The organism is Acidovorax sp. CF316, assembly GCF_000276605.1.
Classification (GTDB): domain Bacteria; phylum Pseudomonadota; class Gammaproteobacteria; order Burkholderiales; family Burkholderiaceae_C; genus Acidovorax.
On sequence record NZ_AKJX01000006.1, the window covers coordinates 23,931 to 40,663 of the forward strand.

At 68.2% G+C, this 16,733-nt stretch carries 17 protein-coding genes; 7 read left to right on the forward strand and 10 right to left on the reverse strand.

Annotated elements, in window-relative coordinates; translation table 11 throughout:
* Positions 1 to 24: 24 nt before the first annotated feature.
* From garD to PMI14_RS00735, 3 genes are all read left to right on the forward strand, one after another.
* Complete coding sequence (gene garD, locus PMI14_RS00725; RefSeq protein ID WP_007848037.1) at positions 25 to 1,632, forward strand: galactarate dehydratase; 1,608 nt, start codon at positions 25 to 27, stop codon at positions 1,630 to 1,632.
* A 67-nt stretch (positions 1,633 to 1,699) separates the two neighbouring features.
* Positions 1,700 to 2,806, forward strand: coding sequence for an SMP-30/gluconolactonase/LRE family protein (locus PMI14_RS00730; protein WP_007848039.1), 1,107 nt, complete (start codon positions 1,700 to 1,702; stop codon positions 2,804 to 2,806).
* A 45-nt stretch (positions 2,807 to 2,851) separates the two neighbouring features.
* Positions 2,852 to 3,622, forward strand: coding sequence for an SDR family oxidoreductase (locus tag PMI14_RS00735; RefSeq protein ID WP_007848041.1), 771 nt, complete (start codon positions 2,852 to 2,854; stop codon positions 3,620 to 3,622).
* Between the two features lie 128 nt (positions 3,623 to 3,750).
* Here the strand turns inward: PMI14_RS00735 and PMI14_RS00740 are convergent, their stop codons facing one another.
* Positions 3,751 to 4,089, reverse strand: a complete 339-nt coding sequence (locus tag PMI14_RS00740) for a metalloregulator ArsR/SmtB family transcription factor (RefSeq protein WP_007848043.1) — start codon at positions 4,087 to 4,089, stop codon at positions 3,751 to 3,753.
* Between the two features lie 94 nt (positions 4,090 to 4,183).
* Here PMI14_RS00740 and PMI14_RS00745 point away from each other — a divergent pair, with 94 nt between their 5' ends.
* On the forward strand, positions 4,184 to 4,564 hold the full coding sequence (locus PMI14_RS00745; RefSeq protein WP_007848047.1) for a thiol-disulfide oxidoreductase DCC family protein: 381 nt from the start codon (positions 4,184 to 4,186) through the stop codon (positions 4,562 to 4,564).
* A 41-nt stretch (positions 4,565 to 4,605) separates the two neighbouring features.
* Entirely contained in the window at positions 4,606 to 5,313 is a 708-nt protein-coding gene (gene ubiG / locus PMI14_RS00750; RefSeq protein ID WP_007848049.1) for a bifunctional 2-polyprenyl-6-hydroxyphenol methylase/3-demethylubiquinol 3-O-methyltransferase UbiG, read from the forward strand.
* A gap of 6 nt (positions 5,314 to 5,319) precedes the next feature.
* On the opposite strand, the gene PMI14_RS00755 is transcribed toward ubiG, so the two are convergent.
* From PMI14_RS00755 to PMI14_RS00790, 8 genes are all read right to left on the reverse strand, one after another.
* Entirely contained in the window at positions 5,320 to 5,646 is a 327-nt protein-coding gene (locus PMI14_RS00755; protein ID WP_007848051.1) for a thioredoxin family protein, read from the reverse strand.
* A gap of 86 nt (positions 5,647 to 5,732) precedes the next feature.
* Positions 5,733 to 7,025 (reverse strand): gephyrin-like molybdotransferase Glp, encoded by a 1,293-nt coding sequence (glp, locus tag PMI14_RS00760; RefSeq protein WP_007848054.1) that lies wholly within the window; start codon positions 7,023 to 7,025, stop codon positions 5,733 to 5,735.
* Positions 7,022 to 7,663, reverse strand: a complete 642-nt coding sequence (mobA, locus tag PMI14_RS00765) for a molybdenum cofactor guanylyltransferase MobA (RefSeq protein ID WP_007848057.1) — start codon at positions 7,661 to 7,663, stop codon at positions 7,022 to 7,024. The genes glp and mobA overlap by 4 nt, the downstream gene beginning before the upstream one ends.
* 60 nt (positions 7,664 to 7,723) lie before the next feature.
* On the reverse strand, positions 7,724 to 8,860 hold the full coding sequence (gene moaA / locus PMI14_RS00770; protein ID WP_007848060.1) for a GTP 3',8-cyclase MoaA: 1,137 nt from the start codon (positions 8,858 to 8,860) through the stop codon (positions 7,724 to 7,726).
* Positions 8,861 to 9,083: 223 nt separating this feature from the next.
* Positions 9,084 to 9,845 carry an SDR family oxidoreductase gene (locus PMI14_RS00775; RefSeq protein ID WP_007848062.1) on the reverse strand — a complete coding sequence of 254 codons (762 nt, stop codon included), beginning with the start codon at positions 9,843 to 9,845 and terminating at the stop codon, positions 9,084 to 9,086.
* Positions 9,846 to 9,908: 63 nt separating this feature from the next.
* Positions 9,909 to 10,496: a DUF2889 domain-containing protein gene (locus PMI14_RS00780; protein ID WP_007848065.1), complete on the reverse strand. Its 588-nt coding sequence runs from the start codon at positions 10,494 to 10,496 to the stop codon at positions 9,909 to 9,911.
* Positions 10,497 to 10,551: 55 nt separating this feature from the next.
* A complete protein-coding gene (locus PMI14_RS00785) occupies positions 10,552 to 11,985 on the reverse strand; it encodes an aldehyde dehydrogenase family protein (RefSeq protein WP_007848067.1) in 1,434 nt (477 codons plus the stop codon).
* A 92-nt stretch (positions 11,986 to 12,077) separates the two neighbouring features.
* Complete coding sequence (locus tag PMI14_RS00790; RefSeq protein WP_007848069.1) at positions 12,078 to 12,782, reverse strand: Crp/Fnr family transcriptional regulator; 705 nt, start codon at positions 12,780 to 12,782, stop codon at positions 12,078 to 12,080.
* A 109-nt stretch (positions 12,783 to 12,891) separates the two neighbouring features.
* Between PMI14_RS00790 and PMI14_RS00795 the strand changes: the two genes are divergently transcribed.
* Together PMI14_RS00795 and PMI14_RS00800 are read left to right on the forward strand one after the other, a co-directional pair.
* A complete protein-coding gene (locus tag PMI14_RS00795; RefSeq protein ID WP_007848074.1) occupies positions 12,892 to 13,419 on the forward strand; it encodes a DUF962 domain-containing protein in 528 nt (175 codons plus the stop codon).
* A 113-nt stretch (positions 13,420 to 13,532) separates the two neighbouring features.
* Positions 13,533 to 14,408 carry a bile acid:sodium symporter family protein gene (locus PMI14_RS00800; RefSeq protein WP_007848078.1) on the forward strand — a complete coding sequence of 292 codons (876 nt, stop codon included), beginning with the start codon at positions 13,533 to 13,535 and terminating at the stop codon, positions 14,406 to 14,408.
* Here the strand turns inward: PMI14_RS00800 and PMI14_RS00805 are convergent.
* On the reverse strand, positions 14,403 to 16,724 hold the full coding sequence (locus tag PMI14_RS00805; RefSeq protein ID WP_007848081.1) for a DUF1631 family protein: 2,322 nt from the start codon (positions 16,722 to 16,724) through the stop codon (positions 14,403 to 14,405). The genes PMI14_RS00800 and PMI14_RS00805 overlap by 6 nt on opposite strands.
* Between the last annotated feature and the right edge of the window lie 9 nt (positions 16,725 to 16,733).

Sequence of the window (16,733 nt, forward strand, 5' to 3'; positions counted from 1 at the left end):
GAAAAACAGCACCGAGAAAACCCCATGACCGATAGCACCGCATCCACCACGACCCCGGCGCGGCCGCCCCTGCACATCAAGATGGACGAGCGCGACAACGTCGCCATCGTCGCCAACGACGGGGGGCTGCCTGCGGGCACGGTGTTTCCCTCTGGCCTGACCTTGGTGGACAAGGTGCCGCAGGCGCACAAGGTGGCGCTGGTGGACATCCCTGAAGGCGGCGAGGTGCGCCGCTACAACGTGCCCATCGGCTATGCCCTGAAAGCCATCCCCGCGGGCAGCTGGGTGCACGAGCGCCTGCTGCGCATGCCTGAGGCGCGCGAGCTCGAAGGCCTGCCCATCGCCACCGTCAAGCCCGAGCCACAGCCCGCGTTGGAAGGCTACACCTTCGAGGGCTACCGCAATGCCGATGGCTCGGTGGGCACGCGCAACATCCTGGCCATCACGCAGACCGTGCAGTGCGTGGCCGGTGTCACCGACTTCGCCGTGCAGCGCATCAAGGCCGAGCTGCTGCCGCGCTTTCCCAACGTCGACGACGTGGTGGCGCTGGAGCACACCTATGGCTGCGGCGTGGCCATCGACGCACCCGACGCGGTGATCCCCATCCGCACGCTGCGCAACATCTCGCTCAACCCCAACTTCGGCGGCGAGGTCATGGTGGTCAGCCTGGGCTGCGAGAAGCTGCAGCCCGAGCGCCTGCTGCCGCCTGGCAGCATCCCGCTGGTGGATGAGCGCAGCGTGGCCGACACGGGCACCAGCGCCGAAACGCCGCTTGACGTGGTGTGCCTGCAGGACGATGCGCACGTGGGCTTCATGTCCATGGTCGACTCCATCCTGCGCCAGGCCGAGCTGCACCTCAAGCGCCTGAACGCGCGCCGGCGCGAGACCGTGCCTGCCAGCGAACTCGTGGTGGGCGTGCAGTGCGGCGGCAGCGATGCGTTCTCGGGCGTCACGGCCAATCCGGCCGTGGGCTACTGCACCGACCTGCTGGTGCGCGCAGGTGCCACCGTGATGTTCTCGGAAACCACCGAGGTGCGCGATGGCATCGACCAGCTCACCTCGCGTGCCTCCACCCCCGAAGTGGCCGAGGCCATGATCCGCGAGATGGCCTGGTACGACGCCTACCTGCAGCGCGGCCGCGTGGACCGCAGCGCCAACACCACTCCGGGCAACAAGAAGGGCGGCCTGTCCAACATCGTGGAAAAGGCCATGGGCTCCATCGTCAAGTCGGGCAGCTCGCCCATCTCGGGCGTGATCTCGCCGGGCGAAAAGCTCCGCCAGCGCGGCCTGATCTACGCGGCCACGCCGGCCAGCGATTTCATCTGCGGCACCCTGCAGCTGGCTGCGGGCATGAACCTGCACGTGTTCACCACCGGCCGCGGCACGCCCTATGGCCTGGCCCAGGTGCCCGTCATCAAGGTGGCCACGCGTGACGACCTGGCGCGCCGCTGGCATGACCTGATGGACATCAACGCCGGAACGATCGCCACCGGCGAAAAGACGATTGCCGACGTGGGCTGGGAGATGTTCCAGCTCATGCTCGACGTGGCCAGCGGCCGCAAAAAGACCTGGGCCGAGCAGTGGAAGCTGCACAACGCTCTGGTCCTCTTCAACCCGGCCCCGGTGACCTGATTCCGCGGCCGAGGATCGGCCGCGTTCCGCCTTCTTTCATTCAAAACCACAACAGGAGACAAGAGCGATGACGACAAACAAGAACCAGGCCCGCCGGCAGTTCCTGAAAACGGCGGCCGGCACTGGCATGGCTGCGCTGAGCGGCCTGGCTGGCGCCCAGGCCTTCGACTTCAGGCCCCACCAGCGCTACCCCGACCCGTCGGTGTTCATCCTGGACCCGGGCTTTTCCAAGTACCGCATCTACAGCAGCACGGTGGAGCAGTTGGGCACGGGCATGCGCTGGGCCGAGGGGCCGGCCTATTTCCCCCAGGGCGGCTACCTGCTGCTCAGCGACATCCCGAACAACCGGCTGATGAAGTACGACGAGAAGACCGGGCAGTTCTCGGTGCACAAGACCAACGTCAACTACGCCAACGGCAATGTCTGCGACCGCCAGGGTCGGCTCATCACCTGCGAGCATTCGGTCACACGCCGGGTGGTGCGCACCGAGAAGGATGGGCGCACCACCGTGCTGGCCGACCGCTTCGAGGGCAAGCGCCTGAACGCGCCCAACGACATCGTCGTCAAGTCGGACGACAGCGTCTGGTTCACCGATCCCATCTTCGGCATCAACGGTGAATGGGAGGGCTCGCGCGCCACGCCCGAGCAGGCCACGACGAATGTCTACCGCATCGCGCCCGACGGCAAGCTCACCGCGGTGATCACCGACCTGGTCAACCCCAACGGCCTGGCCTTCTCGCCCGACGAGAAGAAGCTCTACGTGGTGGAGTGGAAGGGCACGCCCCACCGCAGCATCTGGGCCTACGACGTGTCTGCCGACGGGGCCAGCGTCTCCAACAAGACCAAGCTCATCGATGCGGCCGGCCCCGGCGCCCTCGACGGCTTCAAGGTCGACCGCGACGGCAACCTGTGGTGCGGCTGGGGCTACACCGGTGCCGTGGCGGCCGAGCCCACGGACATCGGTGGCGGCATGAGGGCGCACCTGCCCACGGGCCGCTCCGACGAGATGGACGGTGTGAAGGTCTTCAACCCCGAGGGCAAGCCCATCGGTTTCATCCGCCTGCCCGAGCGCTGTGCCAACCTGGCCTTCGGCGGGCCCAAGCGCAACCGGCTTTACATGACCAGCAGCCATTCGCTGTACGCGCTGTACGTGGAGTCGCACGGCGCGGTGTAAGGTCCGGCTTTCGCCATTGTTTTCCTACCCAACAGGAGTTATTGCGTGTCCTCTCTTCCCGCTCAGAAAGTCGCTCTCGTCACCGGTGCCGGCAGCGGCATTGGCCGTGCCGTTGCCCTGCAGCTCGCCAAGGACGGTTTCCACGTCGTGGCCACCGGGCGCCGTACCGAATTGCTCGATGCCCTGGTGGCCGAGGTGCAGGCTGCGGGCGGCAAGGCCCTGGCCGTGGTGTCCGACGTGCGCGACCCGGCCAGCGTGGATGCGCTGTTCCAGACCGTCGAGAAGGAATGCGGCCGCCTGGACGTGCTGTTCAACAACGCCGGCATCGGCGCGCCTGCCGTGCCCATGGACGAACTGCCCGTGGAGAAGTGGCTGGACGTGGTGAACACGAACATCACCGGTGTCTTCCTGTGCGCGCGGGCCGCCTTCGGCCTCATGCGCCGCCAGTCGCCGCAGGGCGGGCGCATCATCAACAACGGCTCGATCTCGGCGCACACGCCGCGGCCCTTCAGCAGCCCCTACACGGCCAGCAAGCATGCCGTGCTGGGCCTGACCAAGTGCCTGGCGCTGGACGGCCGCGCCTACAACATCGTCGGCTGCCAGATCGACATTGGCAATGCGCTGACCGACCTGGCGGCCCGCATGGGCAAGGGCGAAGGCGTGCGCCAGGCCAATGGCACCATGTCCACCGAGCCGCTGATGGACGTCAAGCACGTGGCCGATGCCGTGAGCTACATGGCCAGCCTGCCATTGAGCGCCAACGTGCTCAACATGACGGTGATGGCATCGAACATGCCGTTCGCCGGAAGAGGCTGAGGCGGCTTGACCTTCAACCGGCTAACGTCGTTGGAGAGCCTTGCCGTGCTACAGCACTGTCTGCGGCTCTCCGCCTAGCTATCCGGATGAATGCCAAGCCGCGAGACTGCTGAGGGGCAGGCTTCGTTCTACTTGACAGTCGGCTTGGCGCCTGCCGCTTTGGCCTTGCTCTGGGCCAGGGCGCGGCTTTCCTTCTTGAGCCCCGTGGACACGGGGCACACGCTCTGCATGAAGCCCGTGAGCGTGTGGGCCAGGTTGTCGCGCAGCAGGCTGTAGTAGACGAACTGGCCGCGCTTTTCCGACGTGACGAGGCCGGCGTTCTCCAGCACCTTGAGGTGCTGCGAGAGCGAGGGCTTGCTCATCTCGAAGCGCGCGGCGATCTCGCCCGCGGACAGCTCGGTCTCAGACAGGTAGGCCAGGATCTTGCGCCGGGGGGTGGACGCAAGCGCTTCGAAGATTTTTTCCATCCGCTCATTCTAGCGAAGCTGTGTCGTGGCTTATTTAATTAAATATTTAGGTATTTAACTAAATATTGCTATGATGGCTGCAAAGGACATGGCCATGAGCAACACCCCCAACCCCACTGCCACCGTGTACTACAACAGCGCCTGCCCCGTGTGCGACGCCGGCATCTGCGCCATGCGGGAGCGGCTGGCCGCCGATGGGGATGTGCAATGGGTGGACGTGCACCAGCACCCCGAGGTGCTCGATGCCCTGGGCCTGGAGCTCGAAGCCGTGCGCGAGCGCCTGCACGTGGCCGACGGGCAGGGGCGCATGCAGGTGGGCGCCGATGCCCTGGCCGCAGCCCTGCGGCGCGTGCCGCGCTGGGGCTGGCTGGCCGCGCCGCTGCGGTGGTGGGGTGTGCGCAAGGTCACCGACCTTTTCTACAACGCCTTTGCGCGCCGGCTCTACCGCTGGAACCGGGCCAAGGGCCATTGGTAAGCCGATCAATCGTTTTCCCATTCCAAAGAAGGAGCCACACCATGGTCCACACCAACTTCGACGCCGCCGAACTCGCCAAATTCCAGCAACTGGCCGACCGCTGGTGGGATCCGCAATCGGAGTTCCGCCCGCTGCACGAGATCAACCCGCTGCGCCTGCAATGGATCGACGATGCGGTCTCGCTCTCCGGCAAGCGCGTGCTCGACGTGGGCTGCGGCGGCGGCATCCTGGCCGAGTCCATGGCCCGGCGCGGGGCCGACGTGCTGGGTATCGATCTGGCGGACAAGCCGCTCAAGGTGGCCACGCTGCATGCGCGCAAGAGCGGGGCGAGCGTGGCCTACCGCGCCGTGTCGGCCGAGGAGCTGGCGGCCGAGCAGCCAGGCAGCTACGACGTGGTGACCTGCATGGAGATGCTGGAACATGTGCCCGACCCGCGCCTGGTGGTCGAGGCCTGTGCGCGGCTCGTGAAGCCCGGTGGCTGGGTGTTCTTTTCCACCATCAACCGCACGCCCTTTGCGTGGCTGATTGCAGTGTTCGGCGCCGAGCGGGTGCTGCGGCTGCTGCCCGTGGGCACGCACGACTGGCGCAAGTTCATCCGCCCGCACGAACTCACCGCCCATGCCCATGGGGCCGGCCTGGCCCTCACGGATGCGCGCGGGCTGGGCTACAACCCGTTCACCCGGGCATTCAGGCTGCACCGCGCGCTGCGCGTGGGCTACCTGTTGGCGATGAAGAAGAAGGAGGGCTGAAGGGGCTCAGCCTGCCACAGCCTGCAGGGCCTGCTGCACATCGGCCGCCTGCTGCGGGCGCACCAGGCGCTCCACTTCCTTGCCATCCTTGAGGAAGACCAGCGTGGGCCAGAGCTTCACGCCGAAGGTGCGCCCCAGGCGCTGGCCAGGGCCGTCCTCGACCTTGATGTGGGCCACGTCGGCGCGGTCCTTCAAGGCCCCTTCAATGAGCGGCTGGGCGCGCTGGCAGTGGCCGCACCAGGGCGTGCCAAACTCGACGACGGTGGTTCCCGCCAACTGGTCCACTTCATCGCGCGAAGGGGGCTGTACAAGGTGTTTGGCTGCGTAAGGCATGGTGTATCTCGTTCCAATGGAGGGTGTTCGGTACAGCGTAGACCGTGTCGGGCCAGGCGTGGGGAAGGCCAGGCCGCACCTGCATGTCAGATCACGCCGTCAAAAACCATCACGTCAACGGGCTCGCCGGCCGCCACGTCGCCCTGGCCATGGTGCAGCACGATGAGGCCATTGGCCTGCACCATGGAGCTAAGCACGCCCGAGCCCTGGTTGCCGGTGGTGCAGACCTGCAGGCTGCCGTCGGGCGCGGTGCTCACCGTGCCACGCTGGTACTCGGTGCGGCCGGGCTTCTTGCGCAGGGCCTCAGTGCTGGTGGCACGCATCAGCGGCACGGGGGTGTGGGTGCTGCCCATCATGCGCAGCAGGGCCGGGCGCACGAAGGCCAGGAAGGTGACCATCACCGCCACCGGGTTGCCGGGCAGGCCGAACAGCACGGCGCTGCGGCCATCGTCCTGCGTGTCGCTGGCCAGGCGGCCCACGGCCATGGGGCGGCCGGGCCGCATGGCGATGCGCCAGAAGGCCACGTCGCCGAGCTGCTTCATCATGGTGCGCGTATGGTCGGCCTCGCCCACGCTCACACCACCGCTGGTGATGATGGCGTCGGCCTGCTGCGCCGCCTGGCGAAAGGCGGCCTCCAGCAGGGCGGGCTCATCGCGCACCACCCCGAGGTCGATCACCTCCACCCCCAGGCGCGTGAGCAGGCCGAACACGGTGTAGCGGTTGCTGTCGTACACCGCGCCCTCGCGCGGGGCCTCGCCCAGGCTCAGGATCTCGTCGCCGGTGGAAAAGTAGGCCACGCGCAGGCGCCGGTACACCGCCACCGTGGGCAGGCCCAGGCTGGCCACCAGGCCCAGCGCGGCGGGGGTGAGCAGTTCGCCCTGCGCGAGCGCAACACTGCCTTGCATCAGGTCCTCGCCCTTGAAGCGGCGGTTATCGCCCGGGCGCAGCACATCGGCGGCAATGGTGATGGACCCGTCCGCCCCGGTGCTGGTGAACTCCTGCGGCACCACGGTGTCCAGGCCCGCCGGCATGATGGCGCCGGTCATGATCTTCACGCACTCGCCTGCAGCCACGCTGCCCGTCCAGGCCTTGCCAGCCAGGGCCGTGCCCACGGGGCGCAGCGTGAGCGGCTGGCCCGGCACCAGTTGCGCACCGTCCAGCGCGTAGCCGTCCATGGCCGAGTTGTCGTGCGGCGGCACGCTCACGGGCGAGACCACGTCGCTGGCCAGCACGCGGCCCAGCGCATCGAAGAGGGGCAGGGTTTCGCTGCCCTGCACCGGCTGCACCAGGCGCGCGAGGAAGGCGTTGGCATCGGCAACGCTCAGGGCCTTGGGGTCGTAGCCCTGCAGTTCGGCGGCAATCTGGGCAAGGGTCTTCATGGGCGGTTGGATGGTGTACCGGCCTCCAGCGCATGCAGCTCGGCCAGGGTGTTGGCGTTGAAGAAGGCCTGCGGGTCGTCGCCCGGTGCGTTGAACGGCACGACGGCGCAGGCATGCTGGCCGGTCCAGGCATCGATCTTGCGACCGCCGGCCTGGGTGAAGGCCACCAGGCTCTCCAGCAACTCCACGCGCATCAGGCAGAACACGGGCTGGGGGCGCACGGCCACCTGGCCGCTGCCGTCGTCCTCGGGGGCGGCCGCCATGGCGATGTCGGCACCCGCTTCCTCGGCCGCAGCAGCCAGGCGCGCGGCCAGGTCCAGCGGGAACAGGGGGGTGTCGCAGGGCACGGTCAGCATCCAGGGCGTTTCGCAGCGCTCCAGCCCGGTCATGAAGCCGGCCAGCGGGCCCGGGTAGTCGGCCAGCACGTCGGGCCACACCGGGGCACCGAAGGATTCGTAGGCCGCCAGGTTGCGGTTGGCGTTGACCATGGTGGCCCCGGTCTGCATTTGCAGGCGCATCAGCGTGTGCAGCGCCAGCGGCATGCCGCGAAAGCCCTGCAGGCCCTTGTCGACCCCGCCCATGCGGGAGCCGCGTCCCCCGGCCAGCACGAGGCCGGTGATGTCCTGGATGTCGATCATTGGAAGGTGTGGCCCCGTGCGCGTTGAAGAAAAAATGAAAGGGCAGCCGTGGCTGCGCCGTCAGCCGCCGATGTAGCTCATCTCCACCCGGCGCGGCCCTGGCGTGGCATCCGCGGGCAGGCTGCTGCGCAGCTCCGAGTAGCGGTCGCTGCGGCCCTGCCAGATGGGGGCGATGGCCGAGGCGATGGCCTCGTCACTTGCGCCGCCGCGCAGCAGGCTGCGCAGGTCGTGGCCCTGGGTGGCGAAGAGGCACAGGTACAGCTGGCCTTCTGTGGACAGGCGTGCGCGGTTGCAGTCGTGGCAAAAGGCCTGCGTGACGCTGCTGATCACGCCGATCTCGCCCAGCGCCGGGTCGTGCCGGCCGCTGGCATCGGCATAGCCCCAGCGCTCGGCGGTCTCACCAGGGCTGGCAGGGTCGAGTGGCACCAGGGGCAGGTGGGCGCGCAGGCGCTCGATGAGCTCGGCCGAGGGCAGCACCTCGTCCATGCGCCAGCCGTTGGTGGCCCCCACGTCCATGTACTCGATGAAGCGCAGCGTGGTGCCCGTGCCGCGAAAGTGCCGCGCCATGGGCAGGATCTCGTGGTCGTTGGTGCCGCGCTTGACTACCATGTTGACCTTGATCTGCGACAGGCCAGCCGCGTGCGCGGCCTCGATGCCGGCCAGCACGTCGGCGACCGGAAAGTCCACATCGTTCATGCGCTGGAACACCGTGTCGTCCAGGCCGTCGAGGCTTACCGTCACGCGGTTCAGGCCCGCGTCCTTGAGCGCCCGGACCTTGCGCACCAGCAGCGATCCGTTGGTGGTGAGCGTGAGGTCGGGGGCCGTGCCGTCCACCGTGCGCAGCGCCGCGAGTTGCTCCACCAGCGCTTCGAGGTTCTTGCGCAGCAGCGGCTCGCCGCCCGTGAGGCGGATCTTGCGCACCCCGTGGGCCAGGAACAACCGGGCCAGGCGCGTGATCTCCTCGAAGCTGAGCAGCGCGCTGTGCGGCAGGTAGGGGTAGTCCTTGTCGAAGACTTCCTTGGGCATGCAGTAGCTGCAGCGGAAGTTGCAGCGGTCCGTCACGCTGATGCGCAGGTCGCGCAACGGGCGCCCGCGCGTGTCCACCAGGTGGCCCGTGGGCGCCTGGCCATGCAGCGGCACCACCGCCTTCAGGGCGGCGATGCGCTGGTCCACCAGGGGGATCACACGTTCGGCCATGGGGCCGATTTTGCCGCAGTACCGCAGTCGTGGCAGTGCCGTCTGCCCTAATCCCCCGCGTTTAGAAGGTGGGAACGAGCCCGGCGTGTCCGAGCAGGCCGCCACAACGCGTGTGATCTAGGCGAAAAGCGCAGCCATAGCTCGGGCTATGGCGAGCATTTTCAACGACGAGCGCGCGTGTTTTGGAGGCATGAGCGGGCATGTCGGGCCCGTTCACACCTTCTTAGACACAGCGTCCGCCGTCCACCTCGATACACACGCCGTTGATGAACGAGGCTTCGTCGCTGGCCAGGTAGAGGGCGGCGTTGGCCACGTCGAGCGCGGTGGAGAAGCGGCCCAGCGGGATGGTGGCCAGGAACTTGGCGCGGCGTGCGTCGTCCACCGGGCCGCCCGCGAATTCGGCGGCCAGGCCCGTGTCGGGGTTGAACACCGGGTTGATGCAGTTCACGCGGATGTTGTCCGGACCCAGCTCGGCCGCCATGGACTTGCTGGTGATGATCACGGCACCCTTGGAGCCGTTGTACCAGGTCAGGCCCGGGCGCGGGCGCAGGCCGGCCGTGGAGGCGATGTTGATGATGCTGCCACCGCCCACCTTGCGCAGCGCGGGCACGGCGTGGATGGCCGAGAGGTAGATGCTCTTCATGTTGATGGCATAGACCTTGTCGAACTCTTCCTCGCTCACCTCCAGCATGGGGCGGTTGCGGTGCGTCCAGCCGGCGTTGTTGACCATCACGTCGAGCCGGCCGTACAGGCGCACGGCCTCGTCGACCAGGGCCTTGACCTGGGCCGAATTCGTCACGTCGGCCTTGAAGAAGGCGGCCGTGCCGCCGGCCGCGGTGATCTCGGCCACCACGCGCTGGCCGCCGGCTTCGTTGATGTCGTTGACGATGACTTTGGCGCCCTCGGCCGCCAGGCGCTTGGCGATGCCCTCGCCAATGCCGTTGCCGGCGCCGGTGACGATGACGGACTTGTTCTGTGCACGCATGGAGTGTCTCCCTGTCTTTGGAAAATGGGGGGCGGTAAAAAGTAAGGGTGGGGGCGGCCGTGGTCAGCGCTCGGCGGGCGGTGCCACCGTCTCGGGCTTGCTGAGCGCGATGGGCACACGGCCGTAGAACTGCGGGAAATGTTCCTTCACGCCGTTGCCGTCGAAGGCCCAGCCCGTGCACTGGCCCAGGTGGCGCGGCGGGTCGCCATTGGCGGGCGGCGCGAACACGGCGGTGACGGACTGGAAGGCGGCCGTGGCCAGGTTGAACAGCAGCTCGCGCAGGTGGGTGCAACTGGCCACGCTGCCCAGGTGTTTCTGGATGGCCTGGCGCCAGCCACGGGTCATGCTGCAGCCCACCATCTGCTGCAGCGCGGCCTGGGCCAGCGGGCAGTCCTTGAGCGGGTGGGCGTCCATCGCCACGTCGATGGCCTGCACCACGAGCTGGCGGTCCACCGTGACGCGCAGCAGCATGTGGTGGATGGGCTCACCCGCGCGGCGCATGCCTTGACCACGGTGCACGGGCGCATCGTAGGCCTTGCTGTCGTGCAGCTCGCCTTCGATGTCCCACAGGCCGTCGTCGCGCTCGAAGCCCTGGTAGGTCACGCGCCGGACATGCCGGGCGGTGCGGGGGGCGGGGGGGCTCAGGGGCATGGAAAAATGATTCTGAATCTCGGTGTCCCGCGGCGGGCGAGGGACACCTGGCGCATCAGCCGTGCTTGATGGCGACCGTCTTGAGCGTGGTGAAACCGTACAGTGCCTCGAAGCCTTTTTCGCGGCCGTAGCCGCTGGACTTCACGCCGCCGAAGGGCAGCTCCACGCCACCACCGGCACCGTAGTTGTTGATGAACACCTGGCCGCTGTGCACGCGCTTGGCCATGCGGAACTGGCGCGAGCCGTCGCGCGTCCAGATGCCGGCCACCAGGCCGAACTGCGTGGCATTGGCCAGCTCCACCGCATGGTCCTCGTCCTGGAAGGCCATGGCCGAGAGCACGGGGCCGAAGACTTCTTCCTGCGCCAGGCGGTGCTGCACCGGCACGTCGCGCAGCAGGGTGGGGGCCTGGTAGAAGCCGCCCTCGGGCGATTCGTCCACCACCACGCCCTGGGCCACCATGGGGATGCCGGCCACCTGTGCGTCGGACAGGAAGTCCCACACGCGCTGCTGCTGGGTCTGGCGGATCAGCGGGCCCACGTCCAGGTCCATGGCCGCCGGGCCCACGCGCAGGGCCTCGAAGGCCTTGCCCAGGCGTTCGAGCAGGGATTCGTAGATCAGCGAGTCGATCAGCACGCGCGAGCCGGCGCTGCAGGTCTGGCCCGCGTTCTGCACGATGGCGTTGATCACCACGGGCACGGCGGCATCCAGGTCGGCATCGGCGAAGATGATCTGCGGGCTCTTGCCACCGAGCTCCAGCGTCACGGGGCAGTGGCGCTCGGCCGCCACCTGCTGGATCAGCGTGCCGATCTTGGGGCTGCCGGTGAAGCTGATGTGGTCGATGCCGGGGTGGCGCGCGAGCGCGTCGCCCACCTCATGCCCATAGCCGGTGACGATGTTCAGGGCCCCCGACGGGAAGCCCACCTCGGCCGCCAGCTGCGCCACGCGGATCAGCGACAGGCAGGCGTCCTCGGCTGGCTTGACCACGCAGACGTTGCCGGCGGCCAGGGCGCCGCCCACGCTGCGGCCGAAGATCTGCATCGGGTAGTTCCAGGGGATCACGTGGCCCGTCACGCCATGTGGCTCGCGCCAGGTGAGCACGCTGTAACCGTCCAGGTAGGGCAGGGTCTCGCCATGCAGCTTGTCGCAGGCACCGGCATAGAACTCGAAGTAACGCGCCAGCGCCAGCGTGTCGGCCCGCGCCTGCTTGGTGGGCTTGCCGCAGTCGCGCTGCTCCAGCGCGGTCAGCTCGTCGGCATGCTCGAGCACCTTGGCCGACAGGCGCTGCAGCAGGCGGCCGCGGTCGGCGGGCGCCATGCGCTGCCACACGGCGTTGTAGCACTGGCGCGCCGCATGCACCGCCGCGTCGATGTCGTCGGCGTTGCTGCGCTGGATCTCGTCGAAGGGTTGGCCGTCGGACGGGTCGATCACGGGCAGCGTACGGCCCGACGAAGACGGTACGGAGGCGTTGGCGATGTAGTTCAGTTGCATGGTGCCATTTTGCCCGGAAATACAACGTGTTCTTAGTATTTGTGGCGCAATTGCCGCTGGGTGATAACCCGTATGCGTCGATAGCTATCGTTTCAATAGCAAGTCGCGCGCAGGGCCGCCAGGTCCAGGATCTCCACCTCGCCACGGTGCACGCGCACCAGGGCGCGTGCCTCAAGGTCCTTGAGGATCTGGTTGGTGGTCTGGCGCGAAATGGCCAGCATCAGCGACAACTGCTCCTGCGAAATCCCGATCACCCGGCGCGACTGGCCTTCGGCCGTCCACTGGCCATAGCCCTCTGCCATCATCACCAGGCGTCGCGCCAGGCGCTGGCCGGCAGGCAGCAGGGCCAGTTCCTCGATGGCCACGAAGGCCGTGCGCAGCTTGTCGGTGAGCAGCAGGGCCAGCGCATGCCAGTGCTGCGGGTGGGCGGTGAGCCAGGCCTGCAGCGGCTCGTGCGGTATCTGCAGCAGGGTGCTGGCCTCGGCCGCGTGCGCATCGTGCGTGCGCGCCGAGTTGTCGAAGACCGAGATCTCGCCGAACCAGTGCGGCGGCTCCAGCCGCGTGAGCATGGCCGCGCGTGCCTCGTCGGCCCGCCCGCCCGTGCCCGAGATGTTGATCGCGCCGCGCACCACGGCGTACAGGCCGCAGGGCGCATCGCCGCGCAGGAAGAGCACCTCCCCCGGCGCCAACTGGCGCAGGTGGGCCATGGCCAGCAGGGGCTGGGCAAAATCGGGGGGCAGGTGGGCGAACCAGCGGCCGGTCTGGAGCACGGGAAGGTAGGCGGCGGGTTCGGTCATGCAGGAAGGAGAGGGCGGTCGGGCAGGGCGTTGTGTCGGCTTTCCGACAGACTGTGGCCGGGCATCGGGCGAGTATGGATGCTGCTCAAAACAATACCAGGAGACACCCATGAAAACCCTGATCGACCAGCTGTCCCAGTACGCCGACTACCACCGCGACCCGCGCAACATCCACACCCACTTCGTGGGCGTGCCGATGATCATGTTCGCCGTGGTGATCCTGCTCTCGCGCCCCACCTGGCTGCTGGGCGGGGTGCCGGTGGGGCCGGCCCTGGTGGCCGCCATCGCGGCCAGTGTCTTCTACTTCCGGCTCGATACGCGCTTCGGCCTGGTGATGGCCACCTTGCTGGCCGCCATGCTGGCGGGCGGCCAGTGGCTGGCGCTGCAAGGCACCACGCTGTGGCTGGCCACGGGCGTGGGCCTGTTCGCCGTGGGTTGGGTGATCCAGTTCGTGGGCCACTACTACGAGGGCCGCAAGCCGGCCTTCGTGGACGACCTGGCGGGCCTGATCGTCGGCCCGCTTTTCGTGGTGGCGGAACTGGGCTTTCTGATGGGCCTGCGCAAGGAAGTGCAGCACGCCATCGAGCAGCGCAGCGGCCCGGTGCGCCTGCGCACGGGGCCGGCTGCCACGGCCTGACCTGGCGCGTCTCCCCCTCTCTCCCCGTTCATTGAATCCGGCCCACGGCACCGCATGGCGGTGCCGTGGGCTTTGCCACAGGAGCGCGGCCCGTCTGGCCGCGTGAGCGCACCATGAGTTTCATTTCCATCCTGCCCACGCTGCTGTTCATTGCGCTGGGCCTCGTCATGTTCGGCCTGGGCCTGTCGCTCACCGTGGCGGACTTCCAGCGCCTGCTGCAGTACCCACGCGCCGTGGTGCTGGCCCTGGTGCTGCAGGTGCTGGTGCTGCCAGCGGTCTGCTACGGACTGATCGTGCTGCTGGGCGTGCCGCCGCTGTATGCCGTGGGGCTGATGCTGCTGGCGGCCTCGCCGGGCGGCGTGTCGGCCAACCTGTTCAGCCACCTGTTCGGCGGCAACGTGGCGATGAACATCTCGCTCACGGCCATCAACACGCTGCTGTCCATCGTGAGCCTGCCACTCATCACCAACTGGGCCATCGCCACCTTCGCCAAGACCGGCCAGGTGGTGCCGCTGCAGTTCGGCAAGGTGCTGGAGGTGATCGTGATCGTGCTCATCCCGGTGGTCGTGGGCATGTGGGCGCACCGGCGCGCGCCGGCCTTCAGCGCCCGCATGGAAAAGCCCATGAAGCTCTTCAGCGCCATGGTGCTTGCGGCCTTTGCACTGATCGCCATCGTGAAGGAATGGGCGGCCCTGTCGGCCTCTTTTGCCGACATCGGTCCGGCCGTGCTGCTGTTCAATGCCTTGAGCCTGGGCGCGGGCTACTTCCTGCCGCGCGCGGTGGGCATGGACAAGTCCATGGCCACGGCCATCGGCTTCGAGATCGGCATCCACAACTCCACGCTGGCGATCTTCATTGCGCTGTCGGTGCTGAACAACTTCCAGCTGGCGCTGCCAGCCGCCATCTACTCGGTCAGCATGTACATCATGGCGCCGCTGTTCGGCATGCTGGTGCTGCGCAGGCAGGGGCAGAAGGCCCCGGGCTCATGACCTGCTTTCCACGCTGTTGCGCATGGCCGTCTGCGCCACGGCGTCCAGGGCCACGTCCACCACGGGCTGCTGGCTGAGTACCTGCAGGTTGCCCTGCTGGATGCACCGGTCGAGCAGCCGCAGGGTCATCGACTGGGTGCGGCCGGACGCGTTGGTGAAGAGGAAGAAGGTGCCCTGCGAGCCGACCCAGGACAGCTGGGTGCGTTCCCACTGGCCCGCCACCAGCAGGTTGACCCAGCTGCCGACGGCCAGCGTGGGCCTGGCGGGCGCATCCGCCGGGGTGGGGGCCGGCAGGGGCTCCAGGTCCCCTGGCACAGAGGGCTGCAAGTCGTCCATGAAGCCGGAATCCTGGGCTTCCGATGGCGCGACCCATGGCTCTTCATCCAGGAGCAGGTCCGGTGGTTCCGCAGACTCGGTGCCCGGCGGCGCTGGAGCATGGGACAGTGCGTCAGGCTTGGGCCCGCCCTGGAAGGCCTGCTGGTGCAACTGCATCAGCTGCTCGAAGACGGCTTCGGTCCTGTCAGCTGGGTAGTCGATCAAGGCGAGCCCCTCGCGCAGCCGGGGCAGCAGCTGGGGGATCAGGCGCGCGAGCTCACCGGTGTTCATGCGGGTCAGCTCGGGCTGCGCGCTCCAGACCAGGGCGCCCACCAGCTCCTGGTAGCGGCCCGGGTCGGCGCTGCCTGTCTGGTCGATGAGGCGCGCCTGGGCCATGACCTGGGCCCAGGGGCCGAGCAGGAAATGGGCAATTTCGCCGGGAATCTGCTCGAACTGCGGCAGCAACCGGATCTCGCCGGACAACCTGGCCGCCAGCACGTGGCGCTGCTCGGCGTGCTGCAGCGCCTCGATGGCGCGCTGGCGCTCCTGTTCGCGCGCCTGCTCGCTGTCTGCCCATTGCGCATGCAACTGCTGGCGGACCTGCTCGAAATCGTCGGCCCCTCCGATGGTGGCCGTGGCCAGCGGGCCGGCAATGTCCATGAGGGAGCGCATGAAGCGCTTGAAGCCCGGTGCCTCGGGCCCGTTGAAGGCCATGGCGTGGTCGGTGATGTCCTGCAGCAGGCGGCGCGCGGGGTGCTCCTTGTTGCTGAAGAACCGGGGGTCGGCCAGCGCCAGCTGCATCAGGGCAGGCTCCAGGGCGCGTACGAACTGCTGCACGGGCCACAGCAGCCGGCTGTCGCGCGCGATGTTGTCCACCATCAGCGCAACCACCTCCATGCCCAGGGCGTCGCCCAGCCCCGCGGCGCGCCGCTGGCCCGAACCGTCGCCCGGCTGGGCGCGCTGGCCACCCAGGCGCTCCATCATCTGGCCGACTTGGTTCATCTCCTGCAGCGCCTCGAAGGCGGCGGGCACAGTCATGGCGAAATCCGTGGCGGGCGGGTCGATCTGCGGAAGCTCGGCCGGGCTCTCGAACTCGCGTGCAAAGCGTTCGGCAAAGGGCTCGTCGTCCGGCGCAGCCGCCGGGGCCTGCGCCGGCGCGTGTGTCTCGCTGAACTCGCCGAGCAGCAGGCGGCGCAGTCGGTCGAGCGTCAGCAGTGGGTCGCCGGAGCCTGCCGGCACGGGCAGGTCCGTTTCCGCCCCGAACCCGGGGGATGCTCCGTCGCCACCCGGCGCGACGTACACATACTCGCCGTCGGCCTGGCGCATGGCGTAGCCCACGGGCTGCACGCCGCCTTGCTTGAGCAGATCGATCTGCGCCAGGTAGAGCTTGCGTAGCTCGGTGCCCAGCGCCTTGGCCATGTGTGCCATCCAGTCGTGCCGCACCTGGGCGGTGGCCTGCATCTGCGACACCACGGCCTGCAGTGCCTGCAGGAAGACTTCGGGGCGCAGGGGGTTGTGCTCGGGCTGCACCCTGGGCAGCCCCTGGGCTGCGCACACCAGGGCATCGAGGTCGGCCAGCGGCCCCTCGACGGCAGACGCCAGCACCTGGGTGGCGCGGGCGCGCTCGATGCTTTCGGTGATCTGCGACTCGTCCATCAGTTCGAGCTGGTCGAAATGGATGGAGAACAGGGAGCGCGAGGGTTTCTCCTCCCCGAGCGCCGTGGTCTGCTGTGCGAGTGCCTTGCGCAGCGCGCCGGGGTAGCGCTCGCCCATCACGGAGGTGAGTCGCATGAGCTGCTGCTGCGCTTCGAGCATGCCCTGGTGCTCGCCCGGCGTGCGGGCCTGGTCCTGGCGCAGCTGCAAGGACATGCGCGTCGCCTCGGCGACGCGCTCCATCAGCTGCCTGGAATCGGCCAGCACACCCTGGACGATGCGCTGGTAGTGCGGGGCGTTGCCGCCGAGAGGGGCAGGGTCAGGCAGTGCGGAATGTGTCAAGGCCATCTTCTCTGG

Excerpts from the sequence above, each read along its gene's own strand:
- ubiG (WP_007848049.1), top strand. The coding sequence starts at position 4,606 with ATGGTCCACACCAACTTCGACGCCGCCGAACTCGCCAAATTCCAGCAA.
- PMI14_RS00775 (WP_007848062.1), bottom strand. The coding sequence starts at position 9,845 with ATGCGTGCACAGAACAAGTCCGTCATCGTCACCGGCGCCGGCAACGGC.
- PMI14_RS00800 (WP_007848078.1), top strand. The coding sequence starts at position 13,533 with ATGAGTTTCATTTCCATCCTGCCCACGCTGCTGTTCATTGCGCTGGGC.
- mobA (WP_007848057.1), bottom strand. The coding sequence starts at position 7,663 with ATGATCGACATCCAGGACATCACCGGCCTCGTGCTGGCCGGGGGACGC.
- glp (WP_007848054.1), bottom strand. The coding sequence starts at position 7,025 with ATGAAGACCCTTGCCCAGATTGCCGCCGAACTGCAGGGCTACGACCCC.
- PMI14_RS00790 (WP_007848069.1), bottom strand. The coding sequence starts at position 12,782 with ATGACCGAACCCGCCGCCTACCTTCCCGTGCTCCAGACCGGCCGCTGG.
- PMI14_RS00785 (WP_007848067.1), bottom strand. The coding sequence starts at position 11,985 with ATGCAACTGAACTACATCGCCAACGCCTCCGTACCGTCTTCGTCGGGC.
- PMI14_RS00780 (WP_007848065.1), bottom strand. The coding sequence starts at position 10,496 with ATGCCCCTGAGCCCCCCCGCCCCCCGCACCGCCCGGCATGTCCGGCGC.
- PMI14_RS00805 (WP_007848081.1), bottom strand. The coding sequence starts at position 16,724 with ATGGCCTTGACACATTCCGCACTGCCTGACCCTGCCCCTCTCGGCGGC.
- PMI14_RS00745 (WP_007848047.1), top strand. The coding sequence starts at position 4,184 with ATGAGCAACACCCCCAACCCCACTGCCACCGTGTACTACAACAGCGCC.
- moaA (WP_007848060.1), bottom strand. The coding sequence starts at position 8,860 with ATGGCCGAACGTGTGATCCCCCTGGTGGACCAGCGCATCGCCGCCCTG.
- garD (WP_007848037.1), top strand. The coding sequence starts at position 25 with ATGACCGATAGCACCGCATCCACCACGACCCCGGCGCGGCCGCCCCTG.
- PMI14_RS00755 (WP_007848051.1), bottom strand. The coding sequence starts at position 5,646 with ATGCCTTACGCAGCCAAACACCTTGTACAGCCCCCTTCGCGCGATGAA.
- PMI14_RS00740 (WP_007848043.1), bottom strand. The coding sequence starts at position 4,089 with ATGGAAAAAATCTTCGAAGCGCTTGCGTCCACCCCCCGGCGCAAGATC.
- PMI14_RS00730 (WP_007848039.1), top strand. The coding sequence starts at position 1,700 with ATGACGACAAACAAGAACCAGGCCCGCCGGCAGTTCCTGAAAACGGCG.
- PMI14_RS00795 (WP_007848074.1), top strand. The coding sequence starts at position 12,892 with ATGAAAACCCTGATCGACCAGCTGTCCCAGTACGCCGACTACCACCGC.